17 protein-coding genes are annotated in these 14,664 nt (G+C 71.0%); 12 read left to right on the plus strand and 5 right to left on the minus strand.

Annotation, left to right across the window (positions count from 1 at the left end; genetic code table 11):
• Positions 1–324 carry a plasmid stabilization protein gene (locus OG322_RS36425; RefSeq protein ID WP_123466983.1) on the minus strand — a complete coding sequence of 108 codons (324 nt, stop codon included), beginning with the start codon at positions 322–324 and terminating at the stop codon, positions 1–3.
• Between the two features lie 52 nt (positions 325–376).
• Positions 377–1,492, minus strand: a complete 1,116-nt coding sequence (locus tag OG322_RS36430; RefSeq protein WP_123466982.1) for a baeRF3 domain-containing protein — start codon at positions 1,490–1,492, stop codon at positions 377–379.
• Between the two features lie 120 nt (positions 1,493–1,612).
• On the opposite strand from OG322_RS36430, the gene OG322_RS36435 reads away from it, so the two are divergent.
• The 3 genes from OG322_RS36435 to glsA all read left to right on the plus strand — a co-directional run bounded on the left by OG322_RS36435 (position 1,613) and on the right by glsA (position 4,139).
• Positions 1,613–2,107, plus strand: coding sequence for a DUF1269 domain-containing protein (locus tag OG322_RS36435; protein WP_329307494.1), 495 nt, complete (start codon positions 1,613–1,615; stop codon positions 2,105–2,107).
• Positions 2,108–2,224: 117 nt separating this feature from the next.
• Positions 2,225–2,791: a hypothetical protein gene (locus tag OG322_RS36440; RefSeq protein WP_329307495.1), complete on the plus strand. Its 567-nt coding sequence runs from the start codon at positions 2,225–2,227 to the stop codon at positions 2,789–2,791.
• 10 nt (positions 2,792–2,801) lie between these two features.
• On the plus strand, positions 2,802–4,139 hold the full coding sequence (glsA, locus tag OG322_RS36445) for a glutaminase A (RefSeq protein WP_123466976.1): 1,338 nt from the start codon (positions 2,802–2,804) through the stop codon (positions 4,137–4,139).
• Positions 4,140–4,187: 48 nt separating this feature from the next.
• On the opposite strand, the gene OG322_RS36450 is transcribed toward glsA, so the two are convergent.
• Complete coding sequence (locus OG322_RS36450; RefSeq protein WP_329307496.1) at positions 4,188–5,012, minus strand: endonuclease I family protein; 825 nt, start codon at positions 5,010–5,012, stop codon at positions 4,188–4,190.
• Between the two features lie 253 nt (positions 5,013–5,265).
• On the opposite strand from OG322_RS36450, the gene OG322_RS36455 reads away from it, so the two are divergent.
• From OG322_RS36455 to OG322_RS36465, 3 genes are all read left to right on the plus strand, one after another.
• Positions 5,266–5,466: a hypothetical protein gene (locus OG322_RS36455; RefSeq protein WP_123466972.1), complete on the plus strand. Its 201-nt coding sequence runs from the start codon at positions 5,266–5,268 to the stop codon at positions 5,464–5,466.
• A gap of 103 nt (positions 5,467–5,569) precedes the next feature.
• On the plus strand, positions 5,570–6,727 hold the full coding sequence (locus OG322_RS36460) for a methyltransferase (protein WP_123466970.1): 1,158 nt from the start codon (positions 5,570–5,572) through the stop codon (positions 6,725–6,727).
• Positions 6,728–6,832: 105 nt separating this feature from the next.
• Positions 6,833–8,011 carry an acyl-CoA dehydrogenase family protein gene (locus OG322_RS36465; RefSeq protein WP_329307497.1) on the plus strand — a complete coding sequence of 393 codons (1,179 nt, stop codon included), beginning with the start codon at positions 6,833–6,835 and terminating at the stop codon, positions 8,009–8,011.
• A gap of 358 nt (positions 8,012–8,369) precedes the next feature.
• Here OG322_RS36465 and OG322_RS36470 read toward each other — a convergent pair whose 3' ends face one another.
• The gene (locus OG322_RS36470; RefSeq protein ID WP_329307498.1) at positions 8,370–9,305 is read right to left on the minus strand and encodes an NADP-dependent oxidoreductase; all 936 of its coding nucleotides are present in this window, start codon (positions 9,303–9,305) and stop codon (positions 8,370–8,372) included.
• A 79-nt stretch (positions 9,306–9,384) separates the two neighbouring features.
• Positions 9,385–10,299, minus strand: a complete 915-nt coding sequence (locus tag OG322_RS36475) for a DODA-type extradiol aromatic ring-opening family dioxygenase (RefSeq protein ID WP_329307499.1) — start codon at positions 10,297–10,299, stop codon at positions 9,385–9,387.
• Between the two features lie 105 nt (positions 10,300–10,404).
• Between OG322_RS36475 and OG322_RS36480 the strand changes: the two genes are divergently transcribed.
• The 6 genes from OG322_RS36480 to OG322_RS36505 all read left to right on the plus strand — a co-directional run bounded on the left by OG322_RS36480 (position 10,405) and on the right by OG322_RS36505 (position 14,642).
• Positions 10,405–10,878, plus strand: coding sequence for a MarR family winged helix-turn-helix transcriptional regulator (locus OG322_RS36480; RefSeq protein ID WP_123466964.1), 474 nt, complete (start codon positions 10,405–10,407; stop codon positions 10,876–10,878).
• A gap of 56 nt (positions 10,879–10,934) precedes the next feature.
• Positions 10,935–11,312: a hypothetical protein gene (locus tag OG322_RS41770; RefSeq protein WP_405702704.1), complete on the plus strand. Its 378-nt coding sequence runs from the start codon at positions 10,935–10,937 to the stop codon at positions 11,310–11,312.
• The gene (locus tag OG322_RS36490) at positions 11,309–11,587 is read left to right on the plus strand and encodes a hypothetical protein (protein ID WP_329307500.1); all 279 of its coding nucleotides are present in this window, start codon (positions 11,309–11,311) and stop codon (positions 11,585–11,587) included. Before OG322_RS41770 ends, OG322_RS36490 begins: the two co-directional genes overlap by 4 nt.
• Positions 11,588–12,016: 429 nt before the next feature.
• Positions 12,017–12,736, plus strand: a complete 720-nt coding sequence (locus OG322_RS36495; RefSeq protein ID WP_329307501.1) for a hypothetical protein — start codon at positions 12,017–12,019, stop codon at positions 12,734–12,736.
• A gap of 252 nt (positions 12,737–12,988) precedes the next feature.
• Positions 12,989–13,612, plus strand: coding sequence for a GOLPH3/VPS74 family protein (locus OG322_RS36500; RefSeq protein ID WP_329307502.1), 624 nt, complete (start codon positions 12,989–12,991; stop codon positions 13,610–13,612).
• Between the two features lie 139 nt (positions 13,613–13,751).
• Positions 13,752–14,642 (plus strand): oxygenase MpaB family protein, encoded by an 891-nt coding sequence (locus OG322_RS36505; RefSeq protein WP_124286376.1) that lies wholly within the window; start codon positions 13,752–13,754, stop codon positions 14,640–14,642.
• Positions 14,643–14,664 lie beyond the last annotated feature (22 nt).

The following is a 14,664-nucleotide window of genomic DNA, read 5'->3' on the forward strand; positions in this document are numbered from 1 at the left end:
TCAGCGGCCGACGGCTCGGGCCAGCTGGGCCTTCGTCATCGATGAACGCCCCTTGACGTTCTTGTGCTTCGCCTCTTCGTAGAGCTGGTCGCGGGTGGGGCCCTGCGCGCCGCTGTGCGAGCGCAGACCGCCGCGCCGGGAGGGCGAGATGTCCTCGGTCGACGTACGGCTCGCGGTCCTGGACTCGCCGGAACGGGCGCGCTCCTTGTTGACCGTCCGGGCCGCGATCTCCTCGGCCCGGTCCTCACCGACCCCGCGCTCCTGGGCGGACTCCTTGATGTGCTCGTACTGCCGTGCCCGCTTGGGACTCGATCCGCGTGGCATCGTGTGCTCTCCTCTCACCCGGGCTCCGTCCCGGACTCTGCGTGCGGGGCCTTCAGTAGCGCAGCGCCGCCGCGATCCGCCCGTGCTCCTTGAGCGAGTCGTCCGCGAGGAACACCACGTCCGCGCCGCTGTCCAGCGCCGCCTCGACCAGCTCGTCGACGATGTCCTCGCGGACCTTCTCGTCCGCCGGGTCAGCGGCGTCCCCGCTCACCGGCTCAAGGTGCTCCTCAGTGACCCGGACCGTCTGCTGGTAGTGCTCCTCCACCGCCACCAGACCGGCGCGCGCCTCCCGTACGGCGGCCCAGACCTCGTCGAGACCGCCGGCGAAGGCGCGACGGCCGCGCGCCTCGTCCAGCTTGCCGTCGATCTCGGCGGCGAACCGCTTCTGGCGGGCCTCCAGCGCCGGCTGCAGTTCGCTGAGCAGATCACTGGGCGTCGTATCGGCGGGCGCGCCCTTGGTGACCCGCCCGGCCGCCGCCCCGGTGCTCTCGCCGACCTCGTCCAGCAGCGCGAGGGCGGGGGCGAGGCCGACCAGGTACAGCGGGCGCGGATCCGTGGCCAGGACCCCGCGCAGCTTCTCGTCCACCGTGCGCAGGAACTGACGGGTCTCCTCGTCGCTGAAGGTGCTCGGGGTGTCGCCGATCCGCTCCTCGCGCTGTGGGTTGGGCGCTTCGCGCGGAGCCGTCAGCGGGAAGCCGCCGATGTGCTCCTCGTGCGCGGCGTCCGCCGTGCCGCTGAACAGCGACGCGTGGTCGGCGGAGACGGTGAGCGCCCAGAACGGCCGGGCCTGGGCCTTCGCGGCGACCAGGTTGCGGGTGAGGTAGGTGTCGCTCAGCACCACTCGTTCGGGCGCGGTGCGGGGAAGCTGCCAGATCTGGTACTCGTCCGCCGTCGCCAGGACGACCAGCGAATCCAGGGCCCGGCGCGGATCGATCTCGGCGACCGCCCGGTCGAGCTGCTGCTTGATGGCGGTCCGGAGTTCCCGGTCGACCTGAGGGTCGGCGTCGAGCCGGTTTCCCGCCGCGGCGACCAGATTGCGCAGCCGGACGGCGTCCTGCGCGTTCTCGGGTGCGCGACGGTGCGTCGGCATGGTCAGGGACAGGGCGGGATAGGGCTTGGCCGCCCGGAGCTCCTGCAAGAGGCCGGCGGTCAGGGCATCCGTGTCCATCTGTTCCCTCCCGGGGACTTGGCGTGCTGCCGTGCGAAGCGGGTGATTCGACGAGTCAATTCATACCTTTTCATCCTAATATGGGCGAGTTGGTGCTCCCGGCTCCAGGAGGTAGGTGCGATGTCCACGCTCACCGTGTGGAAGTTCCAGTCCGCCGAAGGCGCGGAGGCCGTGGAGGCGACGCTGATCTCCCTTCAGAAGGAGGGGCTGATCAAGATCCTGGACGCGGCGGTGGTGAGCTGGCCCTCGGACCGGTCGAAGCCGCGGACGAAGCAGCTGCACAACCTGGTCGGCGCGAGTGCGCTCAGCGGCACGTTCTGGGGAATGCTCTTCGGGCTGATCTTCCTGATGCCGCTGCTGGGTGCCGCCATCGGCGCGGCCGCCGGGGCGCTCGGCGGAAAGCTGGCCGATGTCGGCATCGACGACGATTTCATCGCCGAGGTCAAGGAGAAGGTCACGCCGGGGACTTCGGCGCTGTTCCTCCTCACGATGAACGAGGTGCCCGAGCGCATCAGTCGAGCGCTCCCGGACGGCGGCGCCGAGCTGCTCCACAGCAATCTGGACAGCGGGAGCGAGGCCCGGCTCCGCGACGTCTTCGGGGACGACGCGGTATGACCCCGGGGAGGCTCCCGTCCTCCCGCCACCTGCCGGCCCTTTGCCTTCGTACCCCTTCCTCAGTTCCCCCTTCCTTTCGTGCCCCTCCCTTCGTACTTCCGAGCAGACGGAGCGTCCGTGAACCAGACCAGCCCCGTGCGGCGCGCCCTCGGCGGCCGTGCAGCCCGCAGCCTGACCCCGGCCCTCCTGGCCGCGTTGATCGTCGCCGGGACCGCCGCCTGCGGCAGCTCCGACACCTCCTCGCAGGGCACGGCCCAGAGCACCCGTACGGTCTCCGCGGCACCGGCCGCGTCCCCGAAGGCCACGGAGAGCCAACGCACCCAGCGGGAGTTCGCGGCCTCGGTGTCCGCCGAGACGGAGCGCAACCGGCAAAAGGCCGTCGCCATGCTCAAGGGTGTGAAGGGGAAGGGCAACGCGGTCAAGGACGTCTCCGTCAGAGGCCTCGCGGTCGAGCCCTCCGAACAGTTCCGCAGCGCCCTCGTCCGGGTGACCAACCCCACCGACAAGGCGGCCTTCTACGCGGTCAAGGTGGAGTTCGTCGACTCCTCCGACAAGGTCCTGGACTCCGTGGTGCTCGGCTTCGCCGACGCCCCGTCCGGCCGTCCGGTCAGCCAGCACGCCAACAGTCGCAAGGCCGCGGGCGTCAAGACGTTCCCGCGGATCGCCCAGGCCGAGCGCGGCTGACGGCCGGTCGGTGAACGCCGCCGACGCGGTCACGGACGCCCTGCGCGAACTGCACACCCGGTTCGCCGGCCTTCGCGACGGCCGGCTCGCCGACTACATCCCCCAGCTGGCTCTGGCCGACCCCGACGCGTTCGGGCTGGCCCTGATCAGCATGGACGGCCACCGCTACAGCGCGGGTGACGTCGAGGTGCCTTTCACCGTGCAGTCCGTGTCGAAGCCGTTCGTCTACGCCCTGTCCCTGTCCGTGGTCGGACTCGACGAGGTGGGCCGCTGGGTCGGCGCCGAGCCCAGCGGCGAGGCGTTCAACGCCATCAGCCTGGAACCGGGCACCGGACGTCCCGCCAACGCCATGGTCAACGCCGGCGCCATCGTCACCACCGCTCTGGTCCCCGACACCCGGGACGTCCCGAGATTCGACCGGATCCTCGACTACCTGAGCCGCTTCGCCGGCCGGCAGCTGGACGTCGACGAGCAGGTGTACGCCTCCGAGGCGCTCACCGGTGACCGCAACCGCGCCCTGGCGTATCTGATCCGCAGCGCGGGGCCGCTGCCCGTGGACCCGGTGGCGGCCGTGGAGACGTACTTCCGTCAGTGCGCGGTACGGGTCACGGCGCTGGACCTCGCCGCGATGGCGGCGACCCTGGCCAACGGCGGAGTCAACCCGGTCACCGGGGACGCGGTGGTGCCGGAGCCCGTTGCCGCCCACGTCCTCGCCGTGATGGCGACATGCGGGATGTACGACGCCTCGGGCGACTGGCTGCTCCGGGTGGGGCTGCCGGCCAAGAGCGGGGTGTCCGGCGGTCTGATCGCCGCCGGACCCGCCCGGTTCGGCCTGGCGACGTACAGCCCGCTCCTCGACCCGGCCGGGACCTCCGTGCGGGGGCACCTCGCGCTCGGCGCGCTGTCGGAGCGGTTCGGGCTGCACCTCATGCACAATCCGGCCCTGGCGGGCTCCACCGTCACCCTGGTCACCACGGCCGACGATCTGCCCTCCGCGCCGACGGGGGAGCGGGAACGCGCCCGCCGTGAGCGGGTGGCGGTGGTCGCGGCCCAGGGTGCGCTGGACTTCACCGCGGCCGAGCGGGTGCTGTACGCCCTGGATGAGTCGGGCCCGCAGGAGACGGCCGCCGTGGTGCTGGATCTGCGCCGGGTGACGGACATCGACACGGCGGCCCGGGCGATGCTGAACAGCGGACTGGCCCGGCTCACGGGCAGCGGCCGCCGCACCGCCGTCGCCGACCCGGCGGACCGCCTCGTGGAACAGGGAGCCGCCGCCGCCGGGGCTCCGCGGTACTTCGCCTCCCGCGAGGAAGCCGTGAACTGGTGCGCGACGCGGCGGACCGGCTGAGGCACGCTGCGCAGCCGGGTGCTCACCCGGCGGCGCAACGCAGTCCGTCTACCAGATGGCGTCCACCCATTCGGGGTGGTCGACGAACGGATTCCGGTTGTGCTGGTACTGGTCGAATATGACGTCGTTGCGCCGCTTCTCGAAGGTGTCCGGCGGGTCCTCCTGGCTCCACGCCTTCAGCACGGAGAGCCGGCCGATGTTCGGGGCGGAGCCGTTCGACACCTGGTCGTTGGGTTCGAGATCGGCGAAGGAGTCGTCGCCCTCGTACCGCACCGCCATGTAGAGGATCATGCGCGCGACGTCGCCCTTGACGGCATCGCGCGGTTCGAAGGAGTCGCTGTCGGTGTAGTTGCCGGGCGCCCCGCTCACCTCGCTGCCGCCGTTGTCGAAGTCCTTGTTGCCGCGAATGGAGTTGACCGACACGTCCGCCGGGCGCAGATGGTGGATGTCGGTGCCCGGTCCGGTGGCCGTGCCGAAGTCGCCGTGCGACTTGGCCCAGACGTGCTCCCGGTTCCACTGGTCGGTGCCGCCGCCGTTGTCGCTCTTGGGCTCGGAGCGGCCGGAGTAGAGAAGGATCACGTTCGAGGAGTTCGACGGGTCCTCGTCCGTGTCCTTGAGCGCGTCCCAGACCTGGCTGTAGGTGAGTGTGGACTGGTCGCTGATGATCATGTGCAGGGCGCCCTTGAGCGCGGTGCCGGTCTTGCCGAGCGCGTCCTGGTAGTACGTGTCGTCCAGCGCACCGAGCGGGGTGGCGGCGGCCGCCGGGGCCCTCGGGGTGTCTGCAGGTGCGGCGGCCGCGGTGCCGGTGAGCACCGCGAAGGCGGCGAGAGTGGCCAGCAGCGGGCGCCGGCAGGGAAGATGACGACGGGACATGTGGGGTGTCCTCTCCGGAAATACGGGCACCGCGGCGCCGACTCAGGGTGGGGGGAGCGGCTCCGCGGTGGTCGTGTGATACGTGGTCAGCGGGAGCCTTCCACACGCACCGTGACCCGGGTGTGAACGCTGCGTACCTATCATGTGCAGGTCAAGTGAGGGCCGGTTCCGGGCCGGGCGGACGATTCTGCCGGGTATCGGATGCGCCCCCGTCGGCGCGGGGCGAGAATTGCCGCAAGGACGAGGAGGCGGCATGAGTGACGAGCCCGAATCCGTATCCGCATCGCGGGGCGTGACCCCCGACGGCCTCTTGCACACCGGCGCGAGCGACGATCCGTCGCCCGAGGACCTGGTGCTCGCCTCCGGGCGGGACCTGACCCCACAGACCCTTGAGTGGGCGCGCCTCAGACTGGCCAGGGAGGGGCGGGCGGCCATCGACAAGCAACTGCCGTAGCCGCCGTCGGGCGCCGGGCCAGGGGGAGTACGGACGCTCCTCGCCGTCACCGCGGCCGGAAGTGTTCGGGTGTCTCCCGCTGCTCGGTTAGCCTGAACGCACAATGAACCGTTTGACGACGTCAGGGGCCGGTTACGAACTCGCCCGATTCCCCGAGGACCCCCGCGACCCTTTCCGTGCCTGGGACGCGGCCGACGAATACCTGCTGCGGCACCTGGAAGGGGCCGACGGAGCCGACCCGGTCGACCTGTCCGGCAGTGTCGTCGTGGTCGGCGACCGCTGGGGCGCGCTGAGCACGGTGCTGGCCGGCCACCGTCCCGTACAGATCACCGACTCCTACCTCGCGCAGCGGGCGACAGCGGCGAATCTGGAACGCAACGGGGCCGACGCGGACGCCGTACGTTTGCTGTCCGTGCGCGACACCCCGCCGGAACGGATCGACGTCCTGCTCGTACGGGTGCCCAAGAGCCTCGCGCTCCTGGAGGACCAGCTGTACCGGCTCGCGCCCGCCGTCCACCCCGGCACCGTCGTCATCGGCACCGGGATGGTGAAGGAGATCCACACCTCCACCCTCAAACTGTTCGAGCGCATCATCGGTCCCACCCGCACCTCGCTCGCGGTCAAGAAGGCCCGGCTCATCCACTGCACACCTGACCCCGCCCCCGTCCGCGCGCCCAGCCCCTGGCCCCACCGCTACGAGCTGCCCGACGACGTCGGGGCCGTCGCGGGGCGGACCGTCACCAACCACGCCGGGATCTTCTGCGCGGAGCGGCTCGACATCGGCACCCGCTTCTTCCTGAAGCACCTGCCGGCGCGCAGTGGCCCCGAGCGGGTCGTCGACCTCGGCTGCGGGAACGGGGTACTCGGGCTGTCCGCCGCACTCGCCAACCCCGAGGCCGCGGTCACCTTCATCGACGAGTCGTACCAGGCGGTCGCCTCGGCCGAGGCGACCTTCCGGGACAACACCGACGCCGGTGCCGAGGCCCGTTTCGTGGTCGGCGACGGCCTGGCCGGCACCGCGCCCGCGAGCGTCGACCTGGTCCTCAACAATCCGCCCTTCCACTCGCACCAGGCCACCACGGACGCGACCGCCCGGAACATGTTCCACGGCGCACGCGCCGCACTGCGCCAGGGCGGCGAGCTGTGGGTCGTGGGCAACAGGCATCTCGGCTACCACACCCAGCTGCGCCGGACGTTCGGCAACTGCACCACGGTGGCGGGCGACCCCAAGTTCGTGGTGCTGCGCGCCGTCAAACGCTGACTTCCGACTGCCGGGGTTCCGTGCCCCTTCCGGATTCTTGCAACACGTTCTACTGTGTGCGCCGCCGCACACGGGCGACGCGACCGCGAGACTCCTGGAGGGGCCGTGCACCTCGAATACACGCCTGAGCAGCAGCAGTTGCGCACCGAACTGCGCACATACTTCGCCGCCCTGGTCCCCGACAACGCCTACGCGCGCTACGCCGACCCCATGGCGCAGAAGCGCTTCTACCGGGAGACCATCCGGCGCCTGGGCGCCGTCGGCTGGCTCGGCGTCGGCTGGCCCACGGAGTACGGCGGGCGCGGCCTGTCACCGATGGAGCAGTTCATCTTCTTCGACGAGGCCGCGCAGGCCGGCGTACCGCTGCCGCTGATGGCCCTCAACACCGTCGGCCCGACGATCATGCAGTTCGGCACCGACGAACAGAAGGCCTACTTCCTGCCCAAGGTCCTCGCCGGGGAGATCGACTTCGCGATCGGCTACAGCGAACCCGACGCGGGCACCGACCTCGCCGCCCTGAAGACCCGGGCGGTACGAGACGGCGACACGTACGTGGTCAACGGACAGAAGATCTGGACGACCAACGGCGACACCGCCGACTGGGTCTGGCTCGCCGCCCGTACCGACCCAAAGGCCCCGCCGCACAAGGGCATCACCATGCTCCTGGTCCCGACCTCCGACCCCGGCTACTCCTGCACCCTGATCAACACCCTCGCCTCGCACGACACCACCGCCAGCTACTACGAGAACATCCGCGTCCCGGTCTCCCGCCGGGTCGGCGAGGAGAACAAGGGCTGGCGGCTCATCACCAACCAGCTCAACCACGAACGCGTCACCCTCGCCGCCCACGGCACCATGGCTATCCGCGCCCTGCACAACGTCCGCCGCTGGGCCGCCGACACCAAACTCGCCGACGGCCGCCGCGTCATCGACCTCGGCTGGGTCCGCGCCCGCCTCGCCCGCACCCACACCCGGCTAGACGCCATGAAACTCCTCAACTGGCAGATGGTGTCGGCCGTCCAGCGCAACACCCTCACGCCGCAGGACGCCTCCGCCGTCAAGGTCTACGGCTCCGAGGCGCGCCGCGACGCCTACGCCTGGCTCATGGAGGTCGTCGGCTCGGCCGGACCGCTCAAGGAGGGCTCGGCCGGCGCTGTGCTGCACGGCGAACTCGAACGCGGATACCGGTCCGCCGTCATCTTCACGTTCGGCGGGGGGAACAACGAGATCCAGCGGGAAATCATCTCGTGGATCGGCCTCGGAATGCCGCGCGTACGGCGCTGACCGCGTGTGACGAGGATTTTCGGCCGGCACGGAGGATGGGCAGCTGGCACCGGGCAGAACGCGCCGTACTGACAGGTCTGCATCCACTCCCGGCTCAAGTCCTGTCCGGCCTCCGAGGTCGCCTCGATGATCAAGGGCGTGCCGCGGCACTGCACCGGCACGGAAGTGCACCGGACCTGTCCATCAGGGCGACGGTGCCCGGCCCGCGCACCTTGCCGGGAGAGGCAGCCGTAACCCCGGCGTGACACCCGGGCTCCGGGCCTCGCCGGTGCCGACGGGCCGTGGGTGCGGCAGCCGTCGGACTTCCGGGCCGCCCACCGGCGGGAGAGCGAACGGCGGGCGGCCCGGTCGGGTGCGGTCAGGGAGCGAGCACGACCGTCTTTCCGGGCAGCCGCCCGGCCCCGGCGTCCTCATGCACGGCGGCCAGTTCGGACACCGGGCGGTGGGCGGCGACATGGACCCGGAGCTTGCCGGCATCCACCTTGGCGACCAGCTCGGTGAGCTGGGCCCCGTCGCTGCGGACCCACAGGCTTGCGCTGCGCACCCCCCGGGCGGGGTCCTCCGGAATCGGGCCGGCTGTGCTGGCGGCGACCCCGCCGTCGGCAACGTAGTTCGTCAGCTGCGCGAGCTCCTCCGGGGAGACGCGCACATGGTTCACCACGGCCTGGAACGGACCGCCCACGGCGGCCGGGCCCGCGGCGAGGGAGAGGGGGCCGACGACCCGGTCCGCGCCGTAGCCCTCAAGGCGGGCGGCGTGCTGCGGCGCGTCCACAGCGGTGACGTGCGCTCCCGCGTCGACGGCGAGCTGCACCACGAGGCTGCCCACCGCGCCCCCCGCCCCGTTGACCAGGACGGTCTGACCGGGTTTCAGTTGGGCGAGTTCGAACGCCGTCTGCCAGGCCGCCAGGCCGGTCAGCGGCAGCGCCGCGGCGTCGGCCAGCTGGGTCGTCCGGGGCGCCGGGGCCAGGGACTCGGCCGGGGCGAGCACGTACTCGGCGGCGCCACCGGCGGAGTCGAGGGGCAGCATCGCCACGACCCGGTCGCCGACCTCCAGGCCCTCTATGTCCGCGCCGAGTTCAGCGACGGTGCCCGCCAGGTCGATCCCCGGCACGTACGGGAGAGTGATCGGGATCATCTCGGCCAGGACACCGGCCCGGATGTGGTCGTCGACCGGGTTGAACGATGTGGCCGCCACCCGCACCAGCACCTGCCCGGTGCCGGGGACCGGACGGTCGACGTCCTCGTAGCGCAGGACCTCGCTGCTGCCGAACTCATGGAAACGCATTGCCTTCATGGCACTTTCCTCCAGGGTGATTGATGTCGTCGCCGACGGATGAGGCGATCAGGCGGGAAGGTGAAGCACCTCGGGGCGCTCAGGTCAGCCGCACCGACCGGGTGGAGTTGCCCATCACCATGCGGTTGATGGCACTCACGGCGCTGCCGGGGTCATCGGCGGCGCCGACGGCGAGCAGCAGCGGGACGAAGTGGTCAGCCGTCGGATGGGCGACCGTGGCACCGGGCGCCTTGTTGCGGTAGTCGGTGAGGGCGTCGGCGTCGCCCCGGGTGAGGGCGTCAACAGCCCATTCGTCGAAGGCCGTGGTGTCGGCGGCGAGCTCCGGCCGGCGGAAGACGGCGAAGCTGTGCGTCATGAAGCCCGAGCCGAGAACGAGGATGCCCTCTTCGCGCAGGGGCCGCAGGCGTGTCCCGAGCTGGAGCAGAGCGCTGGGGTCGAGGCTGGGCATCGACAGCTGCACGACCGGGACATCGGCCGCGGGGTACATGGCCATGAGCGGGATGAAGGCGCCGTGGTCGAGGCCGCGGTCGGCGAACTCGTGCACCGGCGTCCGGCCCAGCAGGCCCGTGAGTCGCCGAGCCAGGTCGCCGGCGTCCGGGGTCGCGTAGGGAAGGGTCTTGTAACGGGGGTGGAAGCCGCTGAAATCGTAGTGGAGCGGGGCGCCGGCCGAGGCTCGGGACATCGCGGCCGGTGCCCGTTCCCAGTGGGCCGAGACGACGACGGCGGCCCGGGGTTTGGGCATCGACCGGGCCCAGTCGAAGAGGTCGTTGAGCCACTGCGGATCGTCGAGGGTGAACGGGGCACCGTGGCTGACGAAGAGGCTGGGCAGGGAACCGTCGGAGGGGTTCCACACCCGATGCTCGCGCGCCTGTGGCAGGACCCGGGCAAGGAGGTCGTCATATGCCGCGGCTGGTGTGCGCGACGGGAAGGGGGAAGTCAGGCCGTCAGGGGAGGTCCGGCTGCTCGTGGTGGTCGTCGAAATCAGCTCCTTCACTTGCCCCGGCAAGTATTTTTACTTGCCGGGGCAAGTCGAAAGGTAGCCCGCCAAGGGTTGCCTGGGCAAGTGACGTGAGTTGCCCGGGCAAGTATGATGGGGCTTATGGACACCCAGTCACCCTGGCTCGACGACGACCAGCAGGACCTGTGGCAGGCGCTGCTCACGGTCGTCATCGCCCTCCCGGCGGCCCTCGACCGCCAGCTGCAGCGAGACGCCGGCATCTCCAACTTCGAGTACGGGGTGCTGGCCCAGCTGTCCATGGCCGACGAGGCCACGATGCGGCTCAGCGAACTGGCCAGGGTCTGCGACAGCACCCAGCCCCGCCTGTCGAAGGTGATGGACCGCTTCGAAGCCCGCGACTGGGTCGCCCGCCGACCCGACCCCAGCGACGGTCGATACACCCTCGCTGCCCTGACCGACGCCGGTCGGCAGAAGCTCGTCGAGAGCGCACCGGAGCACGTCGCGCAGGTGAAGCGGCTCGTGTTCGATCCGCTCAGCGCCGCCCAGCGCCGCCACCTCGGGGCCGCACTCACCCACATCGCCGCTACCGTGCGCCGGGAAGCCGAAGGAGGCTGAGCGCCGACCTCGGGAGGGGGCTTCCGGTCAGCTCCGCGACGCCAGTGATGCGGTGCATGGCGAAGGTGTGGACCTCGTCGGAGGTGGCGGTACGCCGTGGCGAAACCGCGCTCCACCCGGATCGGGGCGGTGGCACGCCGGCCGGCGTTGCCCTCGGTGCCGACGAAGCCGATCCTCACCGCGCCGTCGGCGCCGAGGGCATCCGTCCGGGGCAGGGTGAGGGCCTCGGCCGCGGGGGAGCAGCCCGTCTCGACCGCGAGCTGTTCAACGTCACCAAGCTGGTCGAGTGCGGCTACGACGACGCGCACCGCCCCGCCGTTCCCTTGATCGCGACCTACTCGGGCGCGCCGGGCAAGGCCGGCAAGGCGCTCGAGGAGGCGGCGCCTGCCACGCCATTGTCAAGGATCCCGGATCGTGCCGTCCGGAGCCGTTGACCTTCCTCCGGTACGACCTGGACCTGGGGCTGGACAACACGGCACAGATCCTCGGCCTGTCGCTGACCGGCCTCACCGACCACGCGATCGCCACCCTGCCGCGCACTTCGCTGCGAACGGTGCAGCGCCGGATCCGGCACCTGATGGACACAGCAGAAGTGCGGAATCGCATACAGCCGGGCTTCCATGCGGCACGGCTGGGCTGGCTCGAAGCTCCGTCGTCGTCGGACCAGCGGACCGAAGCGGTCGGCCGCGCCTGCGCGGACATCATCTGACAGTCGCCGAAATCCACCACGGTGGTCCTCCGGCCGCCCGATCCGCCGCCGGACCTGCTCACACACGAAGCCGGAGGTGATCCCGGACGGCCGGTCCGCTGCGCACCACATCCGTCGATCCCGCACCAGAGGAACGTACTTTCAGGGAGACGTCGCGGCCCGATCGGACTCGCTACGTTCTGTGCTACCGAGACCATGCAGGTCAGCCTGCCTGAGCACCGCTCAGTCCGGCACCAGAACCGCGTCCGGGCCCTCACGGACAATCGTGCCCATTTCATCTGTTACCAACTGCGGACAAGAATTGGGTGAACAACTCCGGCCCGAGTGCCGTCTCACGGGGTGCACTGAACAGCAGATCCGGCCGGACGTCCTGCGGGAGCAGTCCCAGGCGCAGGTGCCGCATCCCGATATCCCATGGAGGCTTCGATCATGACCACTCGCCGTGCCGCCCGTGCCGCCCGTGCCGCCCGTACCGCCGGTCTGGTGGCCGTCGCCGCCGCTGCGGCACTCTCGCTGACCGCCTGCCAGAGCGGGGGCAACGCCGCAGCCGCCGGCTCGGGGCAGAACGTCTCCGGCTCCGCCTCCCTCTCCACCGGCAACGGTGGCGCGCCCAGCGGCGCCGAGACCGGCTCGGGCAAGGCCAGGACCAGCGCCGAACAGGTCCGCAGCAGCGTGCATACCGGGACGCCCGCCGCACATCGCGCCAGCGCACCGGCCGTGACGGTCAAGGCGGCGTCCCCGGTTCGAACCCAGACCCTGGCCGACGGCAGCAAGGCCGAGATCTACGAGCTCGGTGAACAGCACTACCGCCTCAAGATCGTCAGCCGGGGTTCGGTTCTGGCCACGCTGGAGACGAAGGGGCACGACGCCGGGCTCGACGCCAACGACATGTTCGTCGTACTCACGCTGGGTGGCGAGGTCCATTCCTGGATGGGAGGTGGACACTCCGGACCGGGGACCTTCAAGCTCGCGGGCGGTTGGACGGCGAAGGTCACCAAGATCGGCGAACTGAGGTACCGCGCGCAGATCCTCGGCAACGAGGGCGCGGTGGAGGCCACGCTGGAGACGAAGGGGCACGATGTCGGGCTCGACGCCAACGCCGTATACATCGTGCTCAGCGCCGGCGGTGTGATCAGCTCCCACGGGTAGGCGCCTGCCCGGCCGCGCAGCGGCCTCACCCCGGGCCGGGCCGGACCGAGACCGGCTCAGGCGATCCAGTACAGCGAGGGCCCGCTGATCCGGCGTGGTCGGCAGACACTCCCACCGCCCTGCGAAAAGGCTTCGGCCGCGTGGGCGGGGGGCGATACTGGTCGTGACAGTCGTCCGCCGCCGGGACGGCCCCCGATGCGGGCCCGGCCGGCGGGGGCGCACCTTTGTCGATGTCTCCGAGGGGAGCCGTTCATGACCACGGCGAAAGACCTGTTCACCATCGCCATGGACCCTGGGCTGAAGCATTCCGTGGGACAGGGTGACCTGTCGCTCGCACTCGCGGGAGCCGAGCTGATCGATCTCATCGGTGCGGGAGCGGTCGCCGTGGACGGCGACCGCATCGTGCCGGGTGCACCGGTGGCGCCGGACGATCGGCTCATGGGCGAGGCTGCGGAAGGGCTCACCCGGCAGGCGCCCTACGAGCGGATCGAGGACTGGCTGTGGCGCCGGGGCCGAGACCTCTCGGCCGCGTACCAGGCCGCCCTGGAGGAGGACGGTGAGCTGACGCACAAGCGAAGCGGCCGGCTGTCCTTCGGTCCGGAACGGATGGAAGCGACCGACACACCCGCGCGCCGCCGGGCAGTCGACCGCTGGGAGGAGCAGGAACCCGTCCTGACCGCCCTCGCCTCGGTCGTGGGCATCGACGGCGAACGATCCGACGATGAGCCCGGCTTCGATGACGAGCCCGGCTTCGATGACGAGGCGGTGACGACCGTGGTGGCGATCGTCCATGACGCGGTGATGGAGCTGGAGGCCGTACGCCAGAGGCGGTCCATCGAGAACGCGGCCTTCGCCAATCTCTGGCGTGGACCGTGAGCCGGGTGCGGGTGCGCGGTCGAGTCCGACAGTGGAGGTGAACGGCCGCCCGGCTGCCGGAGATGGCGGAGTTCCGGTTCGCCGTGGTCGCAGCGTGTGGAAGCCGGTGCTGCGGTACGGGAGAGGGAGGCGCGACTGCATGGCGGAAGCCGACCCGGGGCTCTTCGGGCCCGAATCGGTCACCTGGCAGATGCACGGCGACCCGATGATGTGGGTGGCAGGGGTGCGCGCCCTGTACCTCCAGGCGCTGCACCCGCGCGCGGTGCGCGGCGTCATGCAGGTTTCCGACTTCCGTAAGGACGCCTGGGGCCGGCTGATGCGCACGGCCGGCTTCGTCGGAACCATCACCTACGGCACCACCGAAGCCGCCGAGAAGGCGGGCGCCCGGGTCCGCAGGATCCACCGGCTCCTCAAGGTCACCGACCCGCGCACCGGCGAGACATACGGCGTCGACGACCCCGCGCTGCTGCTGTGGGTCCACTGCGCCGAGGCCGACTCCTACCTCCAGGTCGAACGGCGCTCCGGCTTCCCGCTCACCGACGCGCAGGCGGACCGGTACATCGACGAACACCGCCGCAGTGCCCGGCTCGTCGGCCTCGATCCGGCCGGCGTACCCGCGACCACCGCACAGCTGGCCGCCTACTTCGAGCGGATACGGCCCCAACTGGCCTCCTCGCCCGATGCGCTGGACGTCGACGACTTCCTGCGGAAGCCACCGGTCCACCCCCTGCTGGTGCCTGCGCGCGCCCTGCTGTGGCGGCGCGTCGCGACGCTCGCCTACGAGTCGCTGCCCCCGTACGCCCACGAGCTGTACGGCAGGCCCGCACCGCCGGCCGCCACCGTCGACCGCCGTCTGCGCACCACGGGAACCCTCCTGCGGGGCATTCCGTCGCGGCTGCGCTGGCAGCTGCCGCCGGGTCATATCCTGAAGGCGATGGCGCGTCTGGGGCCCGGCAGCCGCCCCGACCCGTACAAACTGAAGAGGCAGGCGGCCATACTGGACGGGCCGGGGAGGGCGCAGCAACAGTAGGCGGAATGACGGGGGCGACAGC

The sequence above is a fragment of the Streptomyces sp. NBC_01260 genome, from assembly GCF_036226405.1.
Taxonomy (GTDB): domain Bacteria; phylum Actinomycetota; class Actinomycetes; order Streptomycetales; family Streptomycetaceae; genus Streptomyces; species Streptomyces laculatispora.